Raw genomic sequence first — 15,863 nt, 5'->3', positions numbered from 1 at the left:
AACCACCTTGCCGGATTTTCGCCGCGATTCGGCTCGGCGACCGCCACAATCGGGCAGCCGAAATGCCCCGACTTCAAGCACTTGCGACGGTCCACGCAACCGGCATCTGCAAGACCGTTCGGACGAACGCGCATTTACGCCTCGTCAACCATGAATAGCGGGGATTTTAGGGACTGCGCTTCATGCGGCGCTGTGGCAATCTTGCCGCGCGGCGGTGATTCTTCCCGCCATTTCCAAGGCTTAGCCAGCGCCTTGAAACTTATCCCCACAACTCACACATTCATACCAGATGTCGTGTCCACAAGGATCGACCCGCACTATTCCTTGACGAGAGGGGTGCGACGGGACTAGATTTTGACTATCGCATGACGGCTGGCGGCGACGCCTCTGGAAACGGCGAGACCATAGTTTCCCAGAGTTGTCCGGGCCTGCCGCCGCATCCGCGAGAGATCGTGGAAGCGAACGGATATGCGCGGACGGCTCTGGCCGCGACCGGGCCCACAGGCGGGACGACACCGCCAGGACCCACGGGGCATCAAACCGAGTTGGCCGACATCAGGAGCCGGTGATCAACCGGCCGCGCGGGCATCCACCCGCGGCAGATCAAGGGACGAAGATCATGCGCATCGAGCGCCGCTATACCACCGCCGGACAGTCGCCCTATGCCGCGATCCCGTTCCGATCGGCCGTCAGCGAGATCAAGAACCCGGACGGCTCCGTCGTCTTCCGGCTGGAAGGCATCGAGGTCCCCGAGACCTGGTCGCAAGTGGCGAGCGACGTGCTCGCGCAGAAATATTTCCGCAAGGCCGGCGTGCCGGCGCGCCTGAAGAAGTTCGAGGAGAACGACGTTCCCTCCTTCCTCTGGCGCTCAGTCGCCGACGAGGCGGCTCTTGCCGAATTGCCCGAGGGCGAGCGCTACGGCTCCGAAATCTCCTCCAAGCAGGTCTTCGACCGTCTCGCCGGCTGCTGGACCTATTGGGGCTGGAAGGGCGGCTATTTCTCCTCCGAGGAGGATGCCGCGGCCTTCCATGACGAGCTGCGCTTCATGCTCGCGACCCAGCGCGTCGCGCCGAACTCGCCGCAATGGTTCAACACTGGCCTGCACTGGGCCTATGGCATCGACGGCCCCAGCCAGGGCCATTTCTACGTCGACTTCAAGACCGGCAAGCTGGTGAAGTCGAAGTCGAGCTACGAGCACCCGCAGCCGCATGCCTGCTTCATCCAGGGCGTGCAGGACGACCTCGTCAACGAGGGCGGCATCATGGATCTCTGGGTCCGTGAAGCCCGCCTGTTCAAGTATGGCTCCGGCACCGGCTCGAACTTCTCGATGCTGCGCGGCGAAGGCGAGAAGCTCGCCGGCGGCGGCAAGTCCTCGGGCCTGATGTCCTTCCTCAAGATCGGCGACCGTGCCGCCGGCGCGATCAAGTCGGGCGGCACCACCCGCCGCGCCGCCAAGATGGTCGTGGTCGATGCCGACCATCCCGATATCGAGGCCTATATCGACTGGAAGGTGAAGGAGGAGCAGAAGGTCGCCGCCCTCGTCACCGGCTCCAAGACCGTCAAGAAGCACATGAAGGCCGTGCTCAAGGCCTGCGTGAACTGCGAGGGCGACGCCGACTCCTGCTTCGATCCCGAGAAGAACCCGGCGCTCAAGCGCGAGATCAAGCTCGCCCGCAAGGCGCTGGTGCCGGACAACTACATCAAGCGCGTCATCCAGTTCGCCAAGCAGGGCTACAAGGACATCTCCTTCGACACCTATGACACCGACTGGGATTCCGACGCCTATCTCACCGTCTCCGGCCAGAACTCGAACAACTCGGTCTCGCTGACCGACGACTTCCTGCGCGCCGTCGAGAACGACAATGACTGGAACCTGACCGCCCGTACCACCGGCAAGGTCCACAAGACGCTGAAGGCCCGCGACCTCTGGGAGAAGATCGGCTACGCCGCCTGGGCCTCGGCCGATCCCGGCCTGCACTTCAACTCGACGATGAACGACTGGCACACCTGCCCGGCTTCCGGCCGGATCCGGGCGTCCAACCCGTGCTCCGAGTACATGTTCCTCGACGACACCGCCTGCAACCTGGCCTCGGCCAACCTGCTGCAGTTCTACGATACGCAAACCAAGAGCTTCGACGTCGCGGCCTATGAGCATCTCTGCCGGCTCTGGACCGTCGTGCTCGAAATCTCGGTGACGATGGCGCAGTTCCCGAGCCGCGAGATCGCCGAACTCTCCTACGAGTACCGCACGCTCGGCCTCGGCTACGCCAATATCGGCGGCCTGCTGATGACCATGGGCCTCGGCTACGACAGCGACGAGGGCCGTGCGCTGGCCGGTGCGCTGACCGCGATCATGACCGGCGTCGCCTATGCGACCTCGGCCGAGATGGCCGGCGAGCTCGGCCCCTTCCCCGGCTACAAGAAGAACGCCAGCCACATGCTGCGCGTCATCCGCAATCACCGCACCGCGGCCCACGGCCTCGCCGACGGCTATGAGGGCCTGAGCGTCACTCCCGTCCCGCTCGACCATGCGACGCTGGCCCGTCTCGGCGGCTCGGCCGTCACCATGGCGGAGCGCTCGCGCATCGTCTGGGACGAGGCGCTGGAGCAGGGCAAGCGCTACGGCTACCGCAATGCCCAGGCGACCGTGATCGCACCGACCGGCACGATCGGCCTCGTCATGGATTGCGACACCACCGGCATCGAGCCCGATTTCGCGCTGGTGAAGTTCAAGAAGCTCGCCGGCGGCGGCTACTTCAAGATCATCAACCGCGCCGTTCCGGATGCGCTCCGTGCGCTCGGCTACCGCGAGGCCGATATCGCCGAGATCGAGGCCTATGCTGTCGGCCACGGCTCGATGAAGCAGGCGCCGGGCGTCAACCCCTCGACGCTGCGCAGCAAGGGCTTCACCGACGAGAAGATCGAGGCGGTCGAGAAGGGCTTGAAGAGCGCCTTCGACATCAAGTTCGTCTTCAACAAGTGGACGCTGGGCGAGGATTTCCTCACCGGCACGCTCAAGGTCCCGGCCGAGAAGCTGAACGACATGTCGTTCGAGCTCCTGCCCTTCCTCGGCTTCACCAAGGCCGAGATCGAGGCCGCCAACGTCCATGTCTGCGGCGCGATGACCTTGGAAGGCGCCCCGCATCTCAAGACCGAGCACTACAACGTCTTCGATTGCGCCAACCCCTGCGGGCGCATCGGCAAGCGCTATCTCTCGGTCGAGAGCCATATCCGCATGATGGCGGCGGCCCAGCCCTTCATCTCGGGCGCGATCTCCAAGACCATCAACATGCCGAACGAGGCCACGGTCGAGGACTGCAAGAGCGCCTATATGCTCTCGTGGAAGCTGGCGCTGAAGGCGAACGCCCTCTACCGCGACGGTTCCAAGCTCTCGCAGCCGCTGAACTCGGCGCTGATCTCGGACGATGACGACGAGGCCGATGACGCCGTCGAGACGCTGGTCGCGGCGCCGATGGCGGCGCGCGCCACCCAGATCTCGGAGAAGATCGTCGAGCGCATCGTCGAGCGGATCGAGCGCAAGCGCGAGCGCGAGAAGCTGCCCGACCGCCGCACCGGCTACATCCAGAAGGCCACCGTCGGCGGCCACAAGGTCTATGTCCATACCGGCGAGTATTCGGACGGGCGCCTCGGCGAGATCTTCATCGACATGCACAAGGAGGGCGCGGCCTTCCGGGCGATGATGAACAACTTCGCCATCGCGGTCTCGCTCGGCCTGCAATACGGCGTGCCGCTGGAGGAGTATGTCGAGGCCTTCACCTTCACCCGCTTCGAGCCCTCGGGCTTCGTCGCCGGCAACCAGTCGATCAAGAACGCGACCTCGATCCTCGACTATGTCTTCCGGGAGCTGGCGATCTCCTATCTCGGCCGCAACGACCTCGCCCATGTCGACCCGAGCGAGATCGGCCATGACGTGATGGGCGGCGGCGTCGGCCAGGACAAGGCGCCGGACGCGGCTCCGATCACCTCGACTCCCCTCGCCTCGACCGGCTTCCGCCGCGGCAAGCCGATGAACCTGCTCGCCATCCAGGGCGGCGGCCAGGGAAGCCATGCTGCGAACGACGCGGTCGCCCGCTCGGTTGCCTCCACGACCGGCCTCGCCACCGCCGGCGCCACGGCTCTGAAGGAGGAGCCGGAAACCTATGGCGAGGCGGAAATGGCCAAGCTCGGCTTCGCCGCTCCGGCAGCCCAGCCGACGGCCTCCGAGCGGCGCGCCGAAGCGATCATGAAGGGCTATGTCGGCGACTCGTGCGGCGAATGCGGCAACTTCACCCTGGTCCGCAACGGCACCTGCCTGAAGTGCAACACGTGCGGGAGCACGACCGGCTGTAGCTAGTTACTCCGTGTATTGATTATTGAAATGAGGGGCGAAATTCTGCCCAATCGGACATGAACTTCCGCAAATCCCGTCTCGGCCAGTGGCTCCTGCCCGAAGCCGAGACGGGTGGCTAACGAAGAGTAGGAACCACGAAATCGCCCAGAAGGGGTTGGATCAGGAGGCCAGAATGGCGAGGAATACGGGTGAAGGCTTTCGTCGTGGAGCGGTCAGCGGCAGGACGCAGTTCCAGCGTCCCGATGGTCACTGGCAGAAGCGCGACGAGCACACCGGCCACGTGATGGCCGTGAAGCATTCGGACGGCCCCTACAAGGGCATCGCCAAGGAGCCCGACGGGCGTGACACCCGCAAGTCGCCCGAGGGCTGGGACAAATAGGGCCCACGCGCTTCGCTTGCGCGCAGATACCCTTGAAAAAGTCGGCGTTGCCGCGGGTATGAAGGCCTGATTTAGCCTTCTTGGGCGAAGGACGGCGTGATGATGGGCGAATAGCGCGTAGCGCAGGAGGCGCTTTTCTACGTGTTCAGCCTTGAGCGCCACGTCCCAGCTGATCACCGGTCCGCGCGATAGACCGCTTTGTCGATTTCTCAGAATCCGCCAGGAGGTGATGCTAAGTGTGCGCCGGAAAGCAGACTTTTCGCGGCAGCGTGCGCGTCGATCCGACGGAGCAGCAAGGGTGTGATGTTCTTGGACGAAGCCACGCATCCGATGGTGCACAGGCACGGCCAGGATGCGGCCACCGCGATCGAGATGCCGCCGTCCTCGCCTGCCGGCCTGCGGCATCATCGGCCGTCGCGCAGGCGCTCGACGCCCAAGAGGCGGAGCAGCGACCTAGGACGGCATGGATCGTCGAGACCGTGCATAAGCTTGCGAAGAAGCGCTGGGCGCACCTTTCGCCGTGGGCGTAAGAAACCAGTCTCTACGGCTGGCACCGGCGCGAGCTGTCGAGCAGAGGGCCGAAAGCAAACCGGCTATGACGGCACCGAGGCCTTGACGCAGCGGGCGCAGGGCATTGTGCTCAGCTTGATCAGCGTCCTTCAATGCGGAAGCGGTTTACTTACTGTATGCATGATTGAATTCGGAGTGGCGCGATCCCTGGGGTGATAAGGCATTGGATATCGTCTCGCCCGCGCGGCGCTCAGAAATCATGGGACGCATTTCCAGCACGGGCACCAAGCCTGAACTGACCGTTAGGAAGATAGCCCATTCGATGGGCTTCCGTTTTCGCCTACATCGCCAGGATTTGCCGGGAAAGCCTGATCTCGTGTTTCCGGGCCGAAAGCTTGCATTGTTCGTGCATGGTTGCTTCTGGCACCGGCATGAAGGCTGCCGCTTTGCATACAGCCCTAAATCTAATATTGCATTCTGGCAGACAAAATTTAACAACAACATCGTGCGTGATGCGCGGGCAGAACGTGAGCTTGAGCGGCTAGGCTGGCGGGTCGCAGTCATATGGGAATGCGAAACGAAAGATTTTGATGGTCTTCGCCTGAAGCTCAGGGACATCCTTGAGTGACCATGGCCGCTGATTCGATCCGCATACGACGTGATAAGCTCGCCCGCCTGCAGGCAGGCGGCAAAGCGCGCACGCTCGAAATCTGCTCGGGGTGCGGAGGCCTGTCGCTTGGCCTCATGGCCGCCGGCTTCGAGTTGTCAGCGCATATCGAAATGGATCCCGAAGCCGCTGAAAGCTACGCGATCAACTTCCGCGGGGATCATGCCCTCGACAGCGCATGGGCCCGGCCGCGCGATATGGAAAGATCAACCGCAGCGCAACTCGTGTCCGAGCTGGGACTCGCCACGTCAGCCGCCGACTCCTTCGACGTGCTGGCCGCCGGCCTTCCCTGTCAGGCCTTCGCCAGGATCGGGCGATCCAAGCTCCGGTCTGTCGCGGGTGAAGAAGACGCCTTCCAGCGCGATCCGCGTGCATCGCTCTACAGGCGCTTCCTGCAGTTCGTCGAAGATACGCAGCCGCTGGCGATCATCATAGAGAACGTCCCCGACATCCTGAACTTCGGCGGTCACAATGTGCCTGAGGAGATCAGCGAAACACTTGAACAACGGGGCTACCGGGTCGGCTACACCATCCTGAACGCGGCGTATTTCGGGGTGCCGCAGGTCCGGGAGCGCTTGTTCATCGTGGCGCTCGCGAACGTGCTCGATGAGACGCCAAGGTTTCCGACACCTACCCACTTCCTCAACCTGCCCAAGGGCTATGAGGGATCGCGGCGCGTCGCCCTCAAGCATGTCGACCATGACTGCCGCTTCTTCCACCCAATCCCGACCCCGGACCGCCGGCTGACAGATGCCGTTGGCGCCGCGGAGGCGCTCGGCGATCTTCCCCGCATCAGTGAGCATGCGAATAATCCGTCGGTCATCCGTAAGCGCCGCCTTACTGACCTTATACCCTATCGTGAAACCTCATCAGCGCTGCCAGCCTATGCGTCCGCAATGCGGAACTGGCCCGGCTTCGAGACGACAGATGCCACCGACGGCCATCTGGTTCGGCTGACGCCCAGGGACTTCCCGATCTTCTATCGCATGCGGTCAGGCGACGACTATCCGATGGCCCGTGCGATCGCCGAGAAGATGTTCGCCGATGCGCTGGAGGCCCACGGCCTCTCGCGCGCCCGGAAGGACTCGAAGGCCTGGTGCGAGCTGCGCGCCAGCATCGTGCCACCCTATGATCCGGACAAGTTTCCGAACAAGTGGTGGAAGCTCGATCCACGCAAACCTTCGCGCACGCTTACTGCACACATGGGCAAGGACACCTACTCGCATATTCACTACGACAGCGCCCAGCGGCGCACCGTCTCGGTGCGAGAGGCTGCACGCCTGCAGTCGTTCCCTGACGGCTTCCGTTTCGCTGGCGCGATGAATGCCGCCTTCCGCCAGATCGGGAACGCGGTCCCCCCTCTTCTCGGCCTCGCTGTCGCACAGGTTGTCATGGCTCAGCTCCAGCAGGCGGGATCCAGAAAAAAGGAAACGAAACGGCGGGCGGCCTGAGCATGTCCGAGCGCACCGTCGATATTGCTCCGAGACCGGCGGCGCTCATCTCTTCCCTTCGAGGCCTCGGCTATTCGCCGGAAGCCGCGCTCTCGGATCTGATCGACAACAGCATCACCGCAGGTGCCCGGACCATCGAACTGGACATCCAGTGGAATGACGGCCGCCCCTCGGCAGCCGTTCTCGATGACGGTTCCGGCATGAGCGAGGAACGTCTGGCCGAAGCGCTGCGCCTTGGCGGAAGAGGTCCAGATTGCGAGCGTCAGTCATCGGATCTTGGCCGTTTCGGAATGGGCATGAAGACCGCGTCGCTCTCCCAGTCGTCCCGAATGACCGTAGTCACGCGATCAGAGGGCGCCGACCACATAATGACGCTTGATGTCGCCGTCATGGATGAGCGCGGCTGGGTTGCCCTCATCCCGGACCACCTGCCCGATCATAAGTTCGTATCGACTCTGACGGCCCGGGACAGCGGCACGCTCATTCTCTGGGAAGACATCGACGAGCTCAGCGGCCTTTTCGGTCTTCAGAAGGACGCTTTCTTCCTGCGGCTCGACGATATCCGGGCTCATCTCGGGATGATCTTTCATCGCTTTATCAACGGTGATGCGACCAGGATCGCGATCATCCTCAACGGTCGTCCCGTCAAGGCGTGGGACCCGTTTCAAACTACGCATCCCGCAACCCGGGAAATGCCGTCTCAGCGTGTCCGGCACTCGGGCTCCTTCTTCACCGTAAAGCCGTACGTCCTCCCCCACCGTGATCGCTTCACGAATGAAGCCGAGTACCTAGCGGCCGGCGGACCCGGAGGCTGGGGAGCACGGCAGGGTTTCTACGTCTATCGGGGCAGCCGCCTTCTCGTGGCAGGCAGTTGGCTTGGTCTAGGTGGCTCTCGTACCTGGACGCGCGATGAAACCAGCCGGCTGGCACGCATCGAGATCGATCTTCCGACCAACATGGATCGGGACTGGCGCATCGATGTCCGCAAATCGCAGGCTCGGCCGCCCGGAGCCGTACGCGGCCGGCTCACAGCTATCGCGGCACGCTGCCGGGATGAAGCCCGGGAAGTGTTCGCCTTTCGCGGCAAAGGTCCTCGCACGCGTGGCTCTCCGCATGCTCCCCCGGCCATCTGGATCGCGAGTCCGGGGCCACAAGGAAACCGTTATCGGATCAATCGCGACCATCCGGTGATCATGGCCTGCCGCGAAGCTGCTCCAGGTCTGCGGCCGTTGAATGCGGTCCTCTCGCTCATCGAACGCACCGTACCGGTCGAGCGCATCTGGCTCGACGTGTCGAAGAACGAGGGAGCGGAGATGCCGATGCTTGGAGCCGAAGAGATAAAACAACTCTCGGATCAGCTGGCGGAACTTGGCCGAACCCTCCCTTCCACGCTGACTTTGGAGCAGCGGGTCGACACAATTCTACTCAATCTCCCCGGAGATCTCAGCGCCCTGAGGAAAGAACTCACACGAAAACTCGGGGATCAACCGTGACGGACATCGCTGCCGACCTTTCACACACAGCCAGACGCAGCCTCCTGTCGCGGAAAAATGCGGGCGAGACGATTACGGAAGATGTGATCCAGCAGGCGCTGCAGCTACTCGCACCTGCATATTCCACACTGAGCCAGAACTTGGTCAGCCCGGAGGACATCGACGCAGCGGCACGCCTGCTGCTGACGATATTCGTCACCGAGCAGGGCCCCGCGCTGGTTCTTCAGGACAAGGATTCAGACAGGCCGGCGCAATGGTATGTCGGTGCGCGGCGTCAGCCCGGCCCGTTCATGCAGCGCTATCTGAAGAAACTGGAAGAGGACGGCTGGGCCGAAGATTCCATCATCGAACTGATCCAGAGCACTGCCCGGATCGTCGAATCCATGGAAGATCCCTCCAGGCCGGGCACCTGGGACTGGCGCGGGCTCGTGGTAGGCGACGTCCAGTCCGGAAAGACGGCCAGCTACGCGGGCGTCGTCAACCGTGCTGCCGACGCCGGCTACCGCATCATCATCATTCTGGCGGGCATGCACAACATTCTGCGCCTGCAGACCCAGAAGCGGTTCGACCAGGATTTCCTCGGTCGCGACACGAATCCGGAATCGAAGGACCCCTATGGGCCGATCGGCGTCGGCGAGTTCAACCCCGGTCTGAACGTCGACAGTCTCACGACGGCCACGCTTAAAGGCGACTTCAGCCAAGTGAAAGCCGATCAGGCAAATTTCTCGCCAATCGACCAACCCTTCGTCATCGTTGTCAAGAAGAACGCCAAGGTCCTGGAGAATCTTAACAAGTGGATCGGACGACGTTCGGCGCCCACACGTGCGGCGCCTGCCCTGATCATCGATGACGAGGCTGATCAGGCGTCAGTGGACACCAAGGAACAGGCTCTTCTTCTCGATGGTACGTTCGATGAAGAATACGAACCCAAGCGGGTGAACGGAGAAATCCGGAAACTGCTGCTGAAATTCGATCGCCGCGTCTATGTCGGCTATACGGCGACGCCGTTCGCCAACATCTTCATTCACGATGAGCGGAAGGCCATAAATTTCGGCAAAGACCTGTTCCCCTCCGCCTTCCTCGTGTCCCTGACGCCGCCTGACGACTATTTCGGGCCTGCAGCCGTCTTCGGGACGAATGACGAGGCCGACAGCGGATTGCCCCTCATCCGGCCGCTTAAGCAGACCGAAGAAAACTGGATCCCCGAAAAGCACGACAGGCATCTTCGACCGTTCTACAACGGCAAGAACGTCATACCGCCGAGCCTGAGGGAGGCCATCGACAGCTTCCTCCTAACCTGCGCCGCCCGTGCAGCGCGCGGCCAGGATCGCAAGCACAGTTCGATGCTGATTCACGTTTCCCGCTTCGTTGACGTTCATACCAAGGTTCACAAGCAGGTTCTAAAGCATCTGGACGCTACGCGCGCCATGATCTCGAACGACGATGATCAGACACTCAGCCGCCTCAGGGACCTGTGGTATCAGGACTACATCAAGACGACCGATGATGTCGCAACGACCATCTACGGCCGGAATACGGTTCCCGTTTCCTGGGAGCAGGTCAGAGCGAAACTGGCGGACAGTTCCGATAAGATCGAAGTCATTACCGCCAATGGCAAGAGCAAGACGGACATCGACTACGATTCATTCAATGAGACCGGCCGTTCGCTCATCGCCGTCGGTGGTGACAAGCTTTCTCGCGGCTTGACGCTCGAAGGCCTGTCGATCAGCTACTTCCTCAGGACATCCCGGCAGTATGACAGTCTGCTGCAGATGGGACGCTGGTTCGGCTACCGTCGCGGTTTTGCCGATCTGTGCCGGCTTTTCACGACATCCGACATGGAAGACTGGTTCCGTTACGTCGCAACGGCCCAGAAGGAACTCCGTGCCCAGTTTTTCGACATGTCCATGCGAAGAGCCACGCCGAAGGAATTCGGCCTCAAGGTCGCCGTCCACGACGTTCTCGAAATCACTGCCGCGAACAAGCAGCGTCACACCCAGTTGCGCCAGAGCAGTTATGCCGGCGAAGGCAAGGTGCAGACGGTCATGTTCCGTGATCGCGCCAACATAGAGCGCAATGCGGACATGACGGACGACTTCATCCTCGGCCTTGGGAATGGCATCGACAATCCGCGCAGACCCGGTCCTGGCAACAGGAAGGCTCTCGGTACCCTATGGACAGGGGTGGCCGGACGTGACGTTGCCGATTTCCTCGGCAATTTGACGTTCCCACCCGAAAGCGATCAGGTCGTCGGCGACAAGCTGGCCTCCTACATCACGGAACAGCTCAAGCTGGGAGAGCTAACCGACTGGAGCGTCTACCTCGCGACAGGACGCGAGAAGGAAGTCACCATCGCCGGGCGCACTCGCAACTGCATTCTGCGTACGCCCAGGGATCCCCAGGAGGGGCAGCCCCTTCCAGGCGACCGCTTCATCATCGGGACCGCACTCAGCCCGCTTGATCAGGCCATCGATCTGACAGACACCGAGTTCGACGAGGCGCTCCAGGCGACCAACAGCGAGCGCGCGTCGCGCAGCAAGCCGCCGACCGACGTTCCTTCAGGACAGTTCATCCGCAAGGTCCGCGGCACCCGGCCGCAAAACGGCCTGCTTATCATCTATCCGATCGATCCTGACGAGGCGAAGGTCGACAGGACCGAGCGGGCCGTCATCAGCTTGGTCGTAAGCTTCCCGGACAGCCAGGCCGCCGACGACCGCGTCTACCGCATCAACAGCGTTCTTCAGCGCGAGGAAACATGAGCGACTGGTTGGACGCGCTGACTGCCGCCTGGGATGCTCTCGCTCACGAAGCTCCGAAATCGCGGGAATTCCGGAGTAGACTGGTCGCCCCCGATGCGCCCCTCGCCATCCGGGCGGGCATGCGCGCGGCAGACGGTGCGCCTTGTCTCATGCTTCCCGCAGTGCCCGTGCCTGATGCCCTATTTGAACTCGGAGGCATGCGTCTAAGCCCGATCCGGGATGATGCAGGCCCCTTCCTGGTTCTTTCCCTTGAGGACGGGACGCGACGGGATCTGTTTTCGACCATCTGTGCCGACGTCATCTCGGCGGCCGCTGCGGCAGAGACCGGCGCCGAGCTCGGTCAATTTCTGGCTAGGCTGGACGCCTGGAGGCAGTTCCTCCGCGACCGGCGCGACGGGTTTTCAAAACCCGAAACGATCGGACTCATCGGCGAGCTGCTCGTTCTCGAACGTATCCTGGCTGCAGAGAATCACGGCCTGCCGTTGTGGCAGTCTCCGAACGACGGGCTGCATGACTTTCTGCGCGGCGGGCATGCCCTCGAGGTGAAGACCGGGGTTGGCCCTTCGCCCGTCATCACGATCTCGGCCCTCGATCAGCTTGACACCGCCGGCCTCCGGGCGCTCGATCTACTCCATGTCAGACTGATCGAAGAGCCGCGCGGCCGATGCCTGCGCGACCTCATTGAGGCTGTGGCAGGCACGCTTCCCGACGACGCTGTCCGTCGCTCCTTTGAAAACGCCCTGCTCCGTCGCGGGCTCATGCCGGACGATGACGCAGCCCGATCGGCGCCACGCGTCCAGCTGCGTTCGATCGATGCCTATACCGTCTCCGATACCTTTCCCCGGCTGACCCGCGCTGCTTTGCCGGTCGCCATCACCGATGCAACCTACAAGCTTGAAGTCCGTGCCCTCACCGCATTCTCCGCAGATCTGGATCCCGTCCTTGAGGCATTCATTCAAGGAGGCCAGCCATGACCGAAGATCCGATCGCCCAGTTCTCCAAAGAGCTCGTCGACGAGGTCGAAGAGGCTGCGGAGCAGGACGACACCCCGTTCTCGCAGGAGGTATTCACCCAGCTCGTTCTGGAGCGGCTTGAGGAAGCCGGGCACCTCGAAGCAACCATCCCGCTCTATCAGGAAGGACGGGTCAAGAACGCAGCGTACCGCATCGATGGCTACGCCTTCGACGAGGACCGTCTTCGCCTGGATCTGTTCACGACCATCTATTCCGGCGTCCTGCCGTCCGCGAAGATTCCCGCCTCTGATGCGACGAAAGCGCTTGAGCGCGCGCTGCGCTTCGCCAGCGCCTGCGTCGACGGCTTGGCGTCGCAGCTTGAACCCGCAAACACGGATGCGAGCGATCTCGCCCGCCTGATCGAGACCAGAGCCGCTGAACTCACGGCGATCCGGATCGTCCTCCTGACCGACGGCATCATCGGCAACATCGCGCCGCCCACGGAATGGCGCGGCAAGCCGATCGAATACGACGGTTACGACGTCGTGCGGCTGTTCCGCGTCCTCGGTGAAGGCGAAACCCGTGCGGACATTTCCGTCGATCTCCAGGCGCTGACCGGCGGCGGCATCCCCTGCCTTCACGTGCCCGCGCAGAATGACGACTACGACGCCTATCTGGCGGTGCTGCCCGGCGACGTCCTCTCGCAGGTCTATGAGCGCTATGGCGTCCGGCTCCTTGAGCTGAACGTGCGTGCCTTCCTGGGCCTTCAGGGCCGCAAGAGCGTGAACGCGGAACTCCGGCGCACCATCGCGGAGCAGCCATCGATGTTCCTTGCCTATAACAACGGCATCGTCGCCACGGTAGACGAGCTGGACGTGGCCCAGGGGGCTACAGGAAATCTGGAAATCCGCTCCCTCAAGGGCCTGCAGATCGTCAACGGCGGCCAGACGACAGCCTCTCTGCACAGAGCTCGCCGCAAGGACAGCCTGAAGCTCGATCACGTCGCTGTGCCGGTGAAAATCATCAAGGTCGGCGGCGCCGATCTGAGCGAGATGGTCTCCTCGATCTCCCGGGCCGCCAACCGCCAAAACACGGTGCAGCTCGCGGACTTCTCCGCAAATGACCCTTTCCATCAGCAGATCGAGGAGCTGGCCAACACGACTTGGCTCGATGACGGCAAGAGCCGGTGGTTCTATGAACGCGCCCGCGGCTCGTATCTCGCCGCCGAGCAGAAGGCCGCCTATCGCAAGACGGAACACAAGACGTTCCGTCAGCAGACCCCCAAGCAGCGGCGCCTCAGCAAGCTCGACGTCGCGCGCTACCTCACCGCCTGGTCGGGGATCCCCCACAAGGTCTGCCTGGGCGGACAGAAGAACTTCCAGAGCTTCATGCAACGGCTCAAGGATGAACCGCCTCCACCGCCGGATCAGACGTGGTTCAAGCGTCTGATCGCGATCGCGGTGCTCTATCGCGCAGCCGAAAAGAAGATCAAGAGCATGAAGTTTCCGGCCTATGGCGCGCAGATCACCGCCCATGTGGTGACCGCGCTCTCGCACCGGACCGGTGGCCGCATCGACTTCGACCGGCTGTGGTCAAGGCAGGCAATCAGCGCCGAACTGGAGCAACTGATTGCAGAATGGGCGCCGCAGATCGACGTTCTTCTTCGGGAGTCAGCAGGGCAGCTTAACCCCAGCGAGTGGTTCAAGAAGCCCGACTGCTGGAAGGACATCCAGACCAGACTCCCTGCCCTCGTCGAGCCACTGCCGCCCGAACTATCCTATGTCGAGGCCGACGGCGACGTCACGATGATGCCGGCGGCAGGCAATGTCTCGGTCGTGGACTACGAACGCATCGCCCGCTGCATGCAGATCCCGAGCGCGGTCTGGTTGGAGGTCGCCGAGCGCGGACAGAAGAGCGGTGTCATCCACTGGAAGGTCGCGGGCATCTGCCGGACATTGGCCGGCTATGCCGCCGGGGGCTGGGAGAAGAAGCCGTCAGCCAAGCAGGCCAAGCCGGCTCTCGATGCGATGTCCGCAGTCGAAAAAGCTGGACTGATCAATACGGGACTGCCCGCTCAGGTCACTGACGAGGCGCTTCAGGCCTGACGTCTGCGGGAAACGTCTCCGCAAGCCAGGACGCCACCGTCTTTGCGGAGCCACGACCATTCCGGCGCAACAGCTCGACGATATCGGTCGCTGCGATGATCATGATGGGATGCTCATCCTCCTTGATCTCCTTGTAGGCCTGCAGATCCACGCAGGAGGTCGTCACCAGGACCCCGAACTGCCGGTGACGCAGGCGCGAGATCAGCCGCGACATGGCCTTGACACCGACGGCGGTCGGCGGGGTGTAGCATTTAGCCTCGAGAGCGAACTCGACCAGGATGCTGCCCGGTCCGTTGCCGACGCGCAGCTGCCCGACGGCGTCCCGGCCACCATCACGGGACGGCCGCGTCACATCGAGTTCCGCAATGTCCGGGATCATGAGGCGGGCCAGCGCAGCCGCGCAGTGCTCGAAGGCATGCGGACGGCCCGCGAAATGCGAACGCATGACGTCCATAATCGCTTTCCCTTCCGGATCCATCGGCAGCTGTTCGGCCCGGGTGCGATATTCCAGCGTCCGGGCGGCAAGCAGCGGCTTTCGCCGGCCTGTCTCCCGCCATGTGATCCATGCCTCCGGCGCAAGCACATGATCCGCCTGACCGCCAATGATGCTGTCGATCCATGCCCTTGAGACACCGGCTGCATCGAGGACGGTGAACCGGGCGCGGTAGTTCTGGAAGCGCTCGCCCTTGGCAGTCCGCCAGATGGCGACCAGCTCTTCTGACGCGTCGAGATCACTGGCGCCAGGCACAGCCAGCCCCAGAAAACGTACGTCCCGCCCCACGCCGATCCGGGAGAACAGAAAGATGGGTGGGACCCTGCGACGGCCTTCCCCGCCGGCTCGCGCGTGCTCATAGACCGTCTTTAGGATCAGATTGCCGTCGCGACCCGTATCGTGAAGATCGCGGCCGGGCTTCTTGTTGTCTCCGTAGTAAGTGAAGATGCCGGTTTCCCGGTCCATCGCGTCAGGCCAGTCCGCGTCATCCATGCTCGTGACGAGGACCAGCATCTTCAGCTGATCAGGGATCTTTCCCCGGTATCGAAAGCCGCCCTGGATATCGACCCTCATCAAGGGAGGCAGCGGGTCGTCACCCGCATTGCCCTTGCGGCCGCCCTCGTAAATGGCATCGACAATGAGATCAGCTGTTCTCAGATTGATTGCCGCGACCGTCTTCATCCGCTCTCCGCTTGATCTTAG

The 15,863-nt window shown here is 62.7% G+C and carries 9 protein-coding genes; 8 read left to right on the top strand and 1 reads right to left on the bottom strand.

The genetic code is table 11. The features are described 5' to 3' along the window. The first annotated feature begins 619 nt into the window (after positions 1–619). The 8 genes from GGC47_RS19730 to GGC47_RS19695 all read left to right on the top strand — a co-directional run bounded on the left by GGC47_RS19730 (position 620) and on the right by GGC47_RS19695 (position 14,668). Positions 620–4,354, top strand: coding sequence for a vitamin B12-dependent ribonucleotide reductase (locus GGC47_RS19730; RefSeq protein WP_142020577.1), 3,735 nt, complete (start codon positions 620–622; stop codon positions 4,352–4,354). A 169-nt stretch (positions 4,355–4,523) separates the two neighbouring features. Further along, positions 4,524–4,730, top strand: coding sequence for a hypothetical protein (locus GGC47_RS19725; protein ID WP_429068636.1), 207 nt, complete (start codon positions 4,524–4,526; stop codon positions 4,728–4,730). 733 nt (positions 4,731–5,463) lie between these two features. Beyond that, a complete protein-coding gene (locus tag GGC47_RS19720) occupies positions 5,464–5,868 on the top strand; it encodes a very short patch repair endonuclease (RefSeq protein ID WP_429068635.1) in 405 nt (134 codons plus the stop codon). Positions 5,869–5,870: 2 nt separating this feature from the next. Continuing rightward, a complete protein-coding gene (locus tag GGC47_RS19715; RefSeq protein WP_429068634.1) occupies positions 5,871–7,358 on the top strand; it encodes a DNA cytosine methyltransferase in 1,488 nt (495 codons plus the stop codon). Positions 7,359–7,360: 2 nt separating this feature from the next. Continuing rightward, on the top strand, positions 7,361–8,851 hold the full coding sequence (locus GGC47_RS19710) for an ATP-binding protein (RefSeq protein WP_429068633.1): 1,491 nt from the start codon (positions 7,361–7,363) through the stop codon (positions 8,849–8,851). After that, a complete protein-coding gene (locus GGC47_RS19705; RefSeq protein WP_429068632.1) occupies positions 8,848–11,610 on the top strand; it encodes a Z1 domain-containing protein in 2,763 nt (920 codons plus the stop codon). Before GGC47_RS19710 ends, GGC47_RS19705 begins: the two co-directional genes overlap by 4 nt. Then, on the top strand, positions 11,607–12,584 hold the full coding sequence (locus GGC47_RS19700) for a PD-(D/E)XK motif protein (RefSeq protein WP_429068631.1): 978 nt from the start codon (positions 11,607–11,609) through the stop codon (positions 12,582–12,584). The genes GGC47_RS19705 and GGC47_RS19700 overlap by 4 nt, the downstream gene beginning before the upstream one ends. After that, complete coding sequence (locus GGC47_RS19695; protein WP_429068630.1) at positions 12,581–14,668, top strand: AIPR family protein; 2,088 nt, start codon at positions 12,581–12,583, stop codon at positions 14,666–14,668. Before GGC47_RS19700 ends, GGC47_RS19695 begins: the two co-directional genes overlap by 4 nt. Here the strand turns inward: GGC47_RS19695 and GGC47_RS19690 are convergent. Beyond that, positions 14,643–15,842: a restriction endonuclease gene (locus GGC47_RS19690; protein ID WP_429068629.1), complete on the bottom strand. Its 1,200-nt coding sequence runs from the start codon at positions 15,840–15,842 to the stop codon at positions 14,643–14,645. The two genes, GGC47_RS19695 and GGC47_RS19690, sit on opposite strands and share 26 nt — an antisense overlap. Between the last annotated feature and the right edge of the window lie 21 nt (positions 15,843–15,863).

Origin of the sequence: Allobosea sp. OAE752, assembly GCF_050433265.1 — a bacterium.
Classification (GTDB): Bacteria; Pseudomonadota; Alphaproteobacteria; order Rhizobiales; family Beijerinckiaceae; genus Allobosea; species Allobosea spartocytisi.
Note: the sequence above shows the minus strand (reverse complement) of the source record. Positions and strands in the feature narration are given on the sequence as shown.

What these genes read in the sequence shown, in the direction of transcription:
- GGC47_RS19730 (WP_142020577.1), top strand. Translation starts at nt 620, where the DNA reads ATGCGCATCGAGCGCCGCTATACCACCGCCGGACAGTCGCCCTATGCC.
- GGC47_RS19725 (WP_429068636.1), top strand. Translation starts at nt 4,524, where the DNA reads ATGGCGAGGAATACGGGTGAAGGCTTTCGTCGTGGAGCGGTCAGCGGC.
- GGC47_RS19715 (WP_429068634.1), top strand. Translation starts at nt 5,871, where the DNA reads ATGGCCGCTGATTCGATCCGCATACGACGTGATAAGCTCGCCCGCCTG.
- GGC47_RS19710 (WP_429068633.1), top strand. Translation starts at nt 7,361, where the DNA reads ATGTCCGAGCGCACCGTCGATATTGCTCCGAGACCGGCGGCGCTCATC.
- GGC47_RS19700 (WP_429068631.1), top strand. Translation starts at nt 11,607, where the DNA reads ATGAGCGACTGGTTGGACGCGCTGACTGCCGCCTGGGATGCTCTCGCT.
- GGC47_RS19695 (WP_429068630.1), top strand. Translation starts at nt 12,581, where the DNA reads ATGACCGAAGATCCGATCGCCCAGTTCTCCAAAGAGCTCGTCGACGAG.
- GGC47_RS19690 (WP_429068629.1), bottom strand. Translation starts at nt 15,842, where the DNA reads ATGAAGACGGTCGCGGCAATCAATCTGAGAACAGCTGATCTCATTGTC.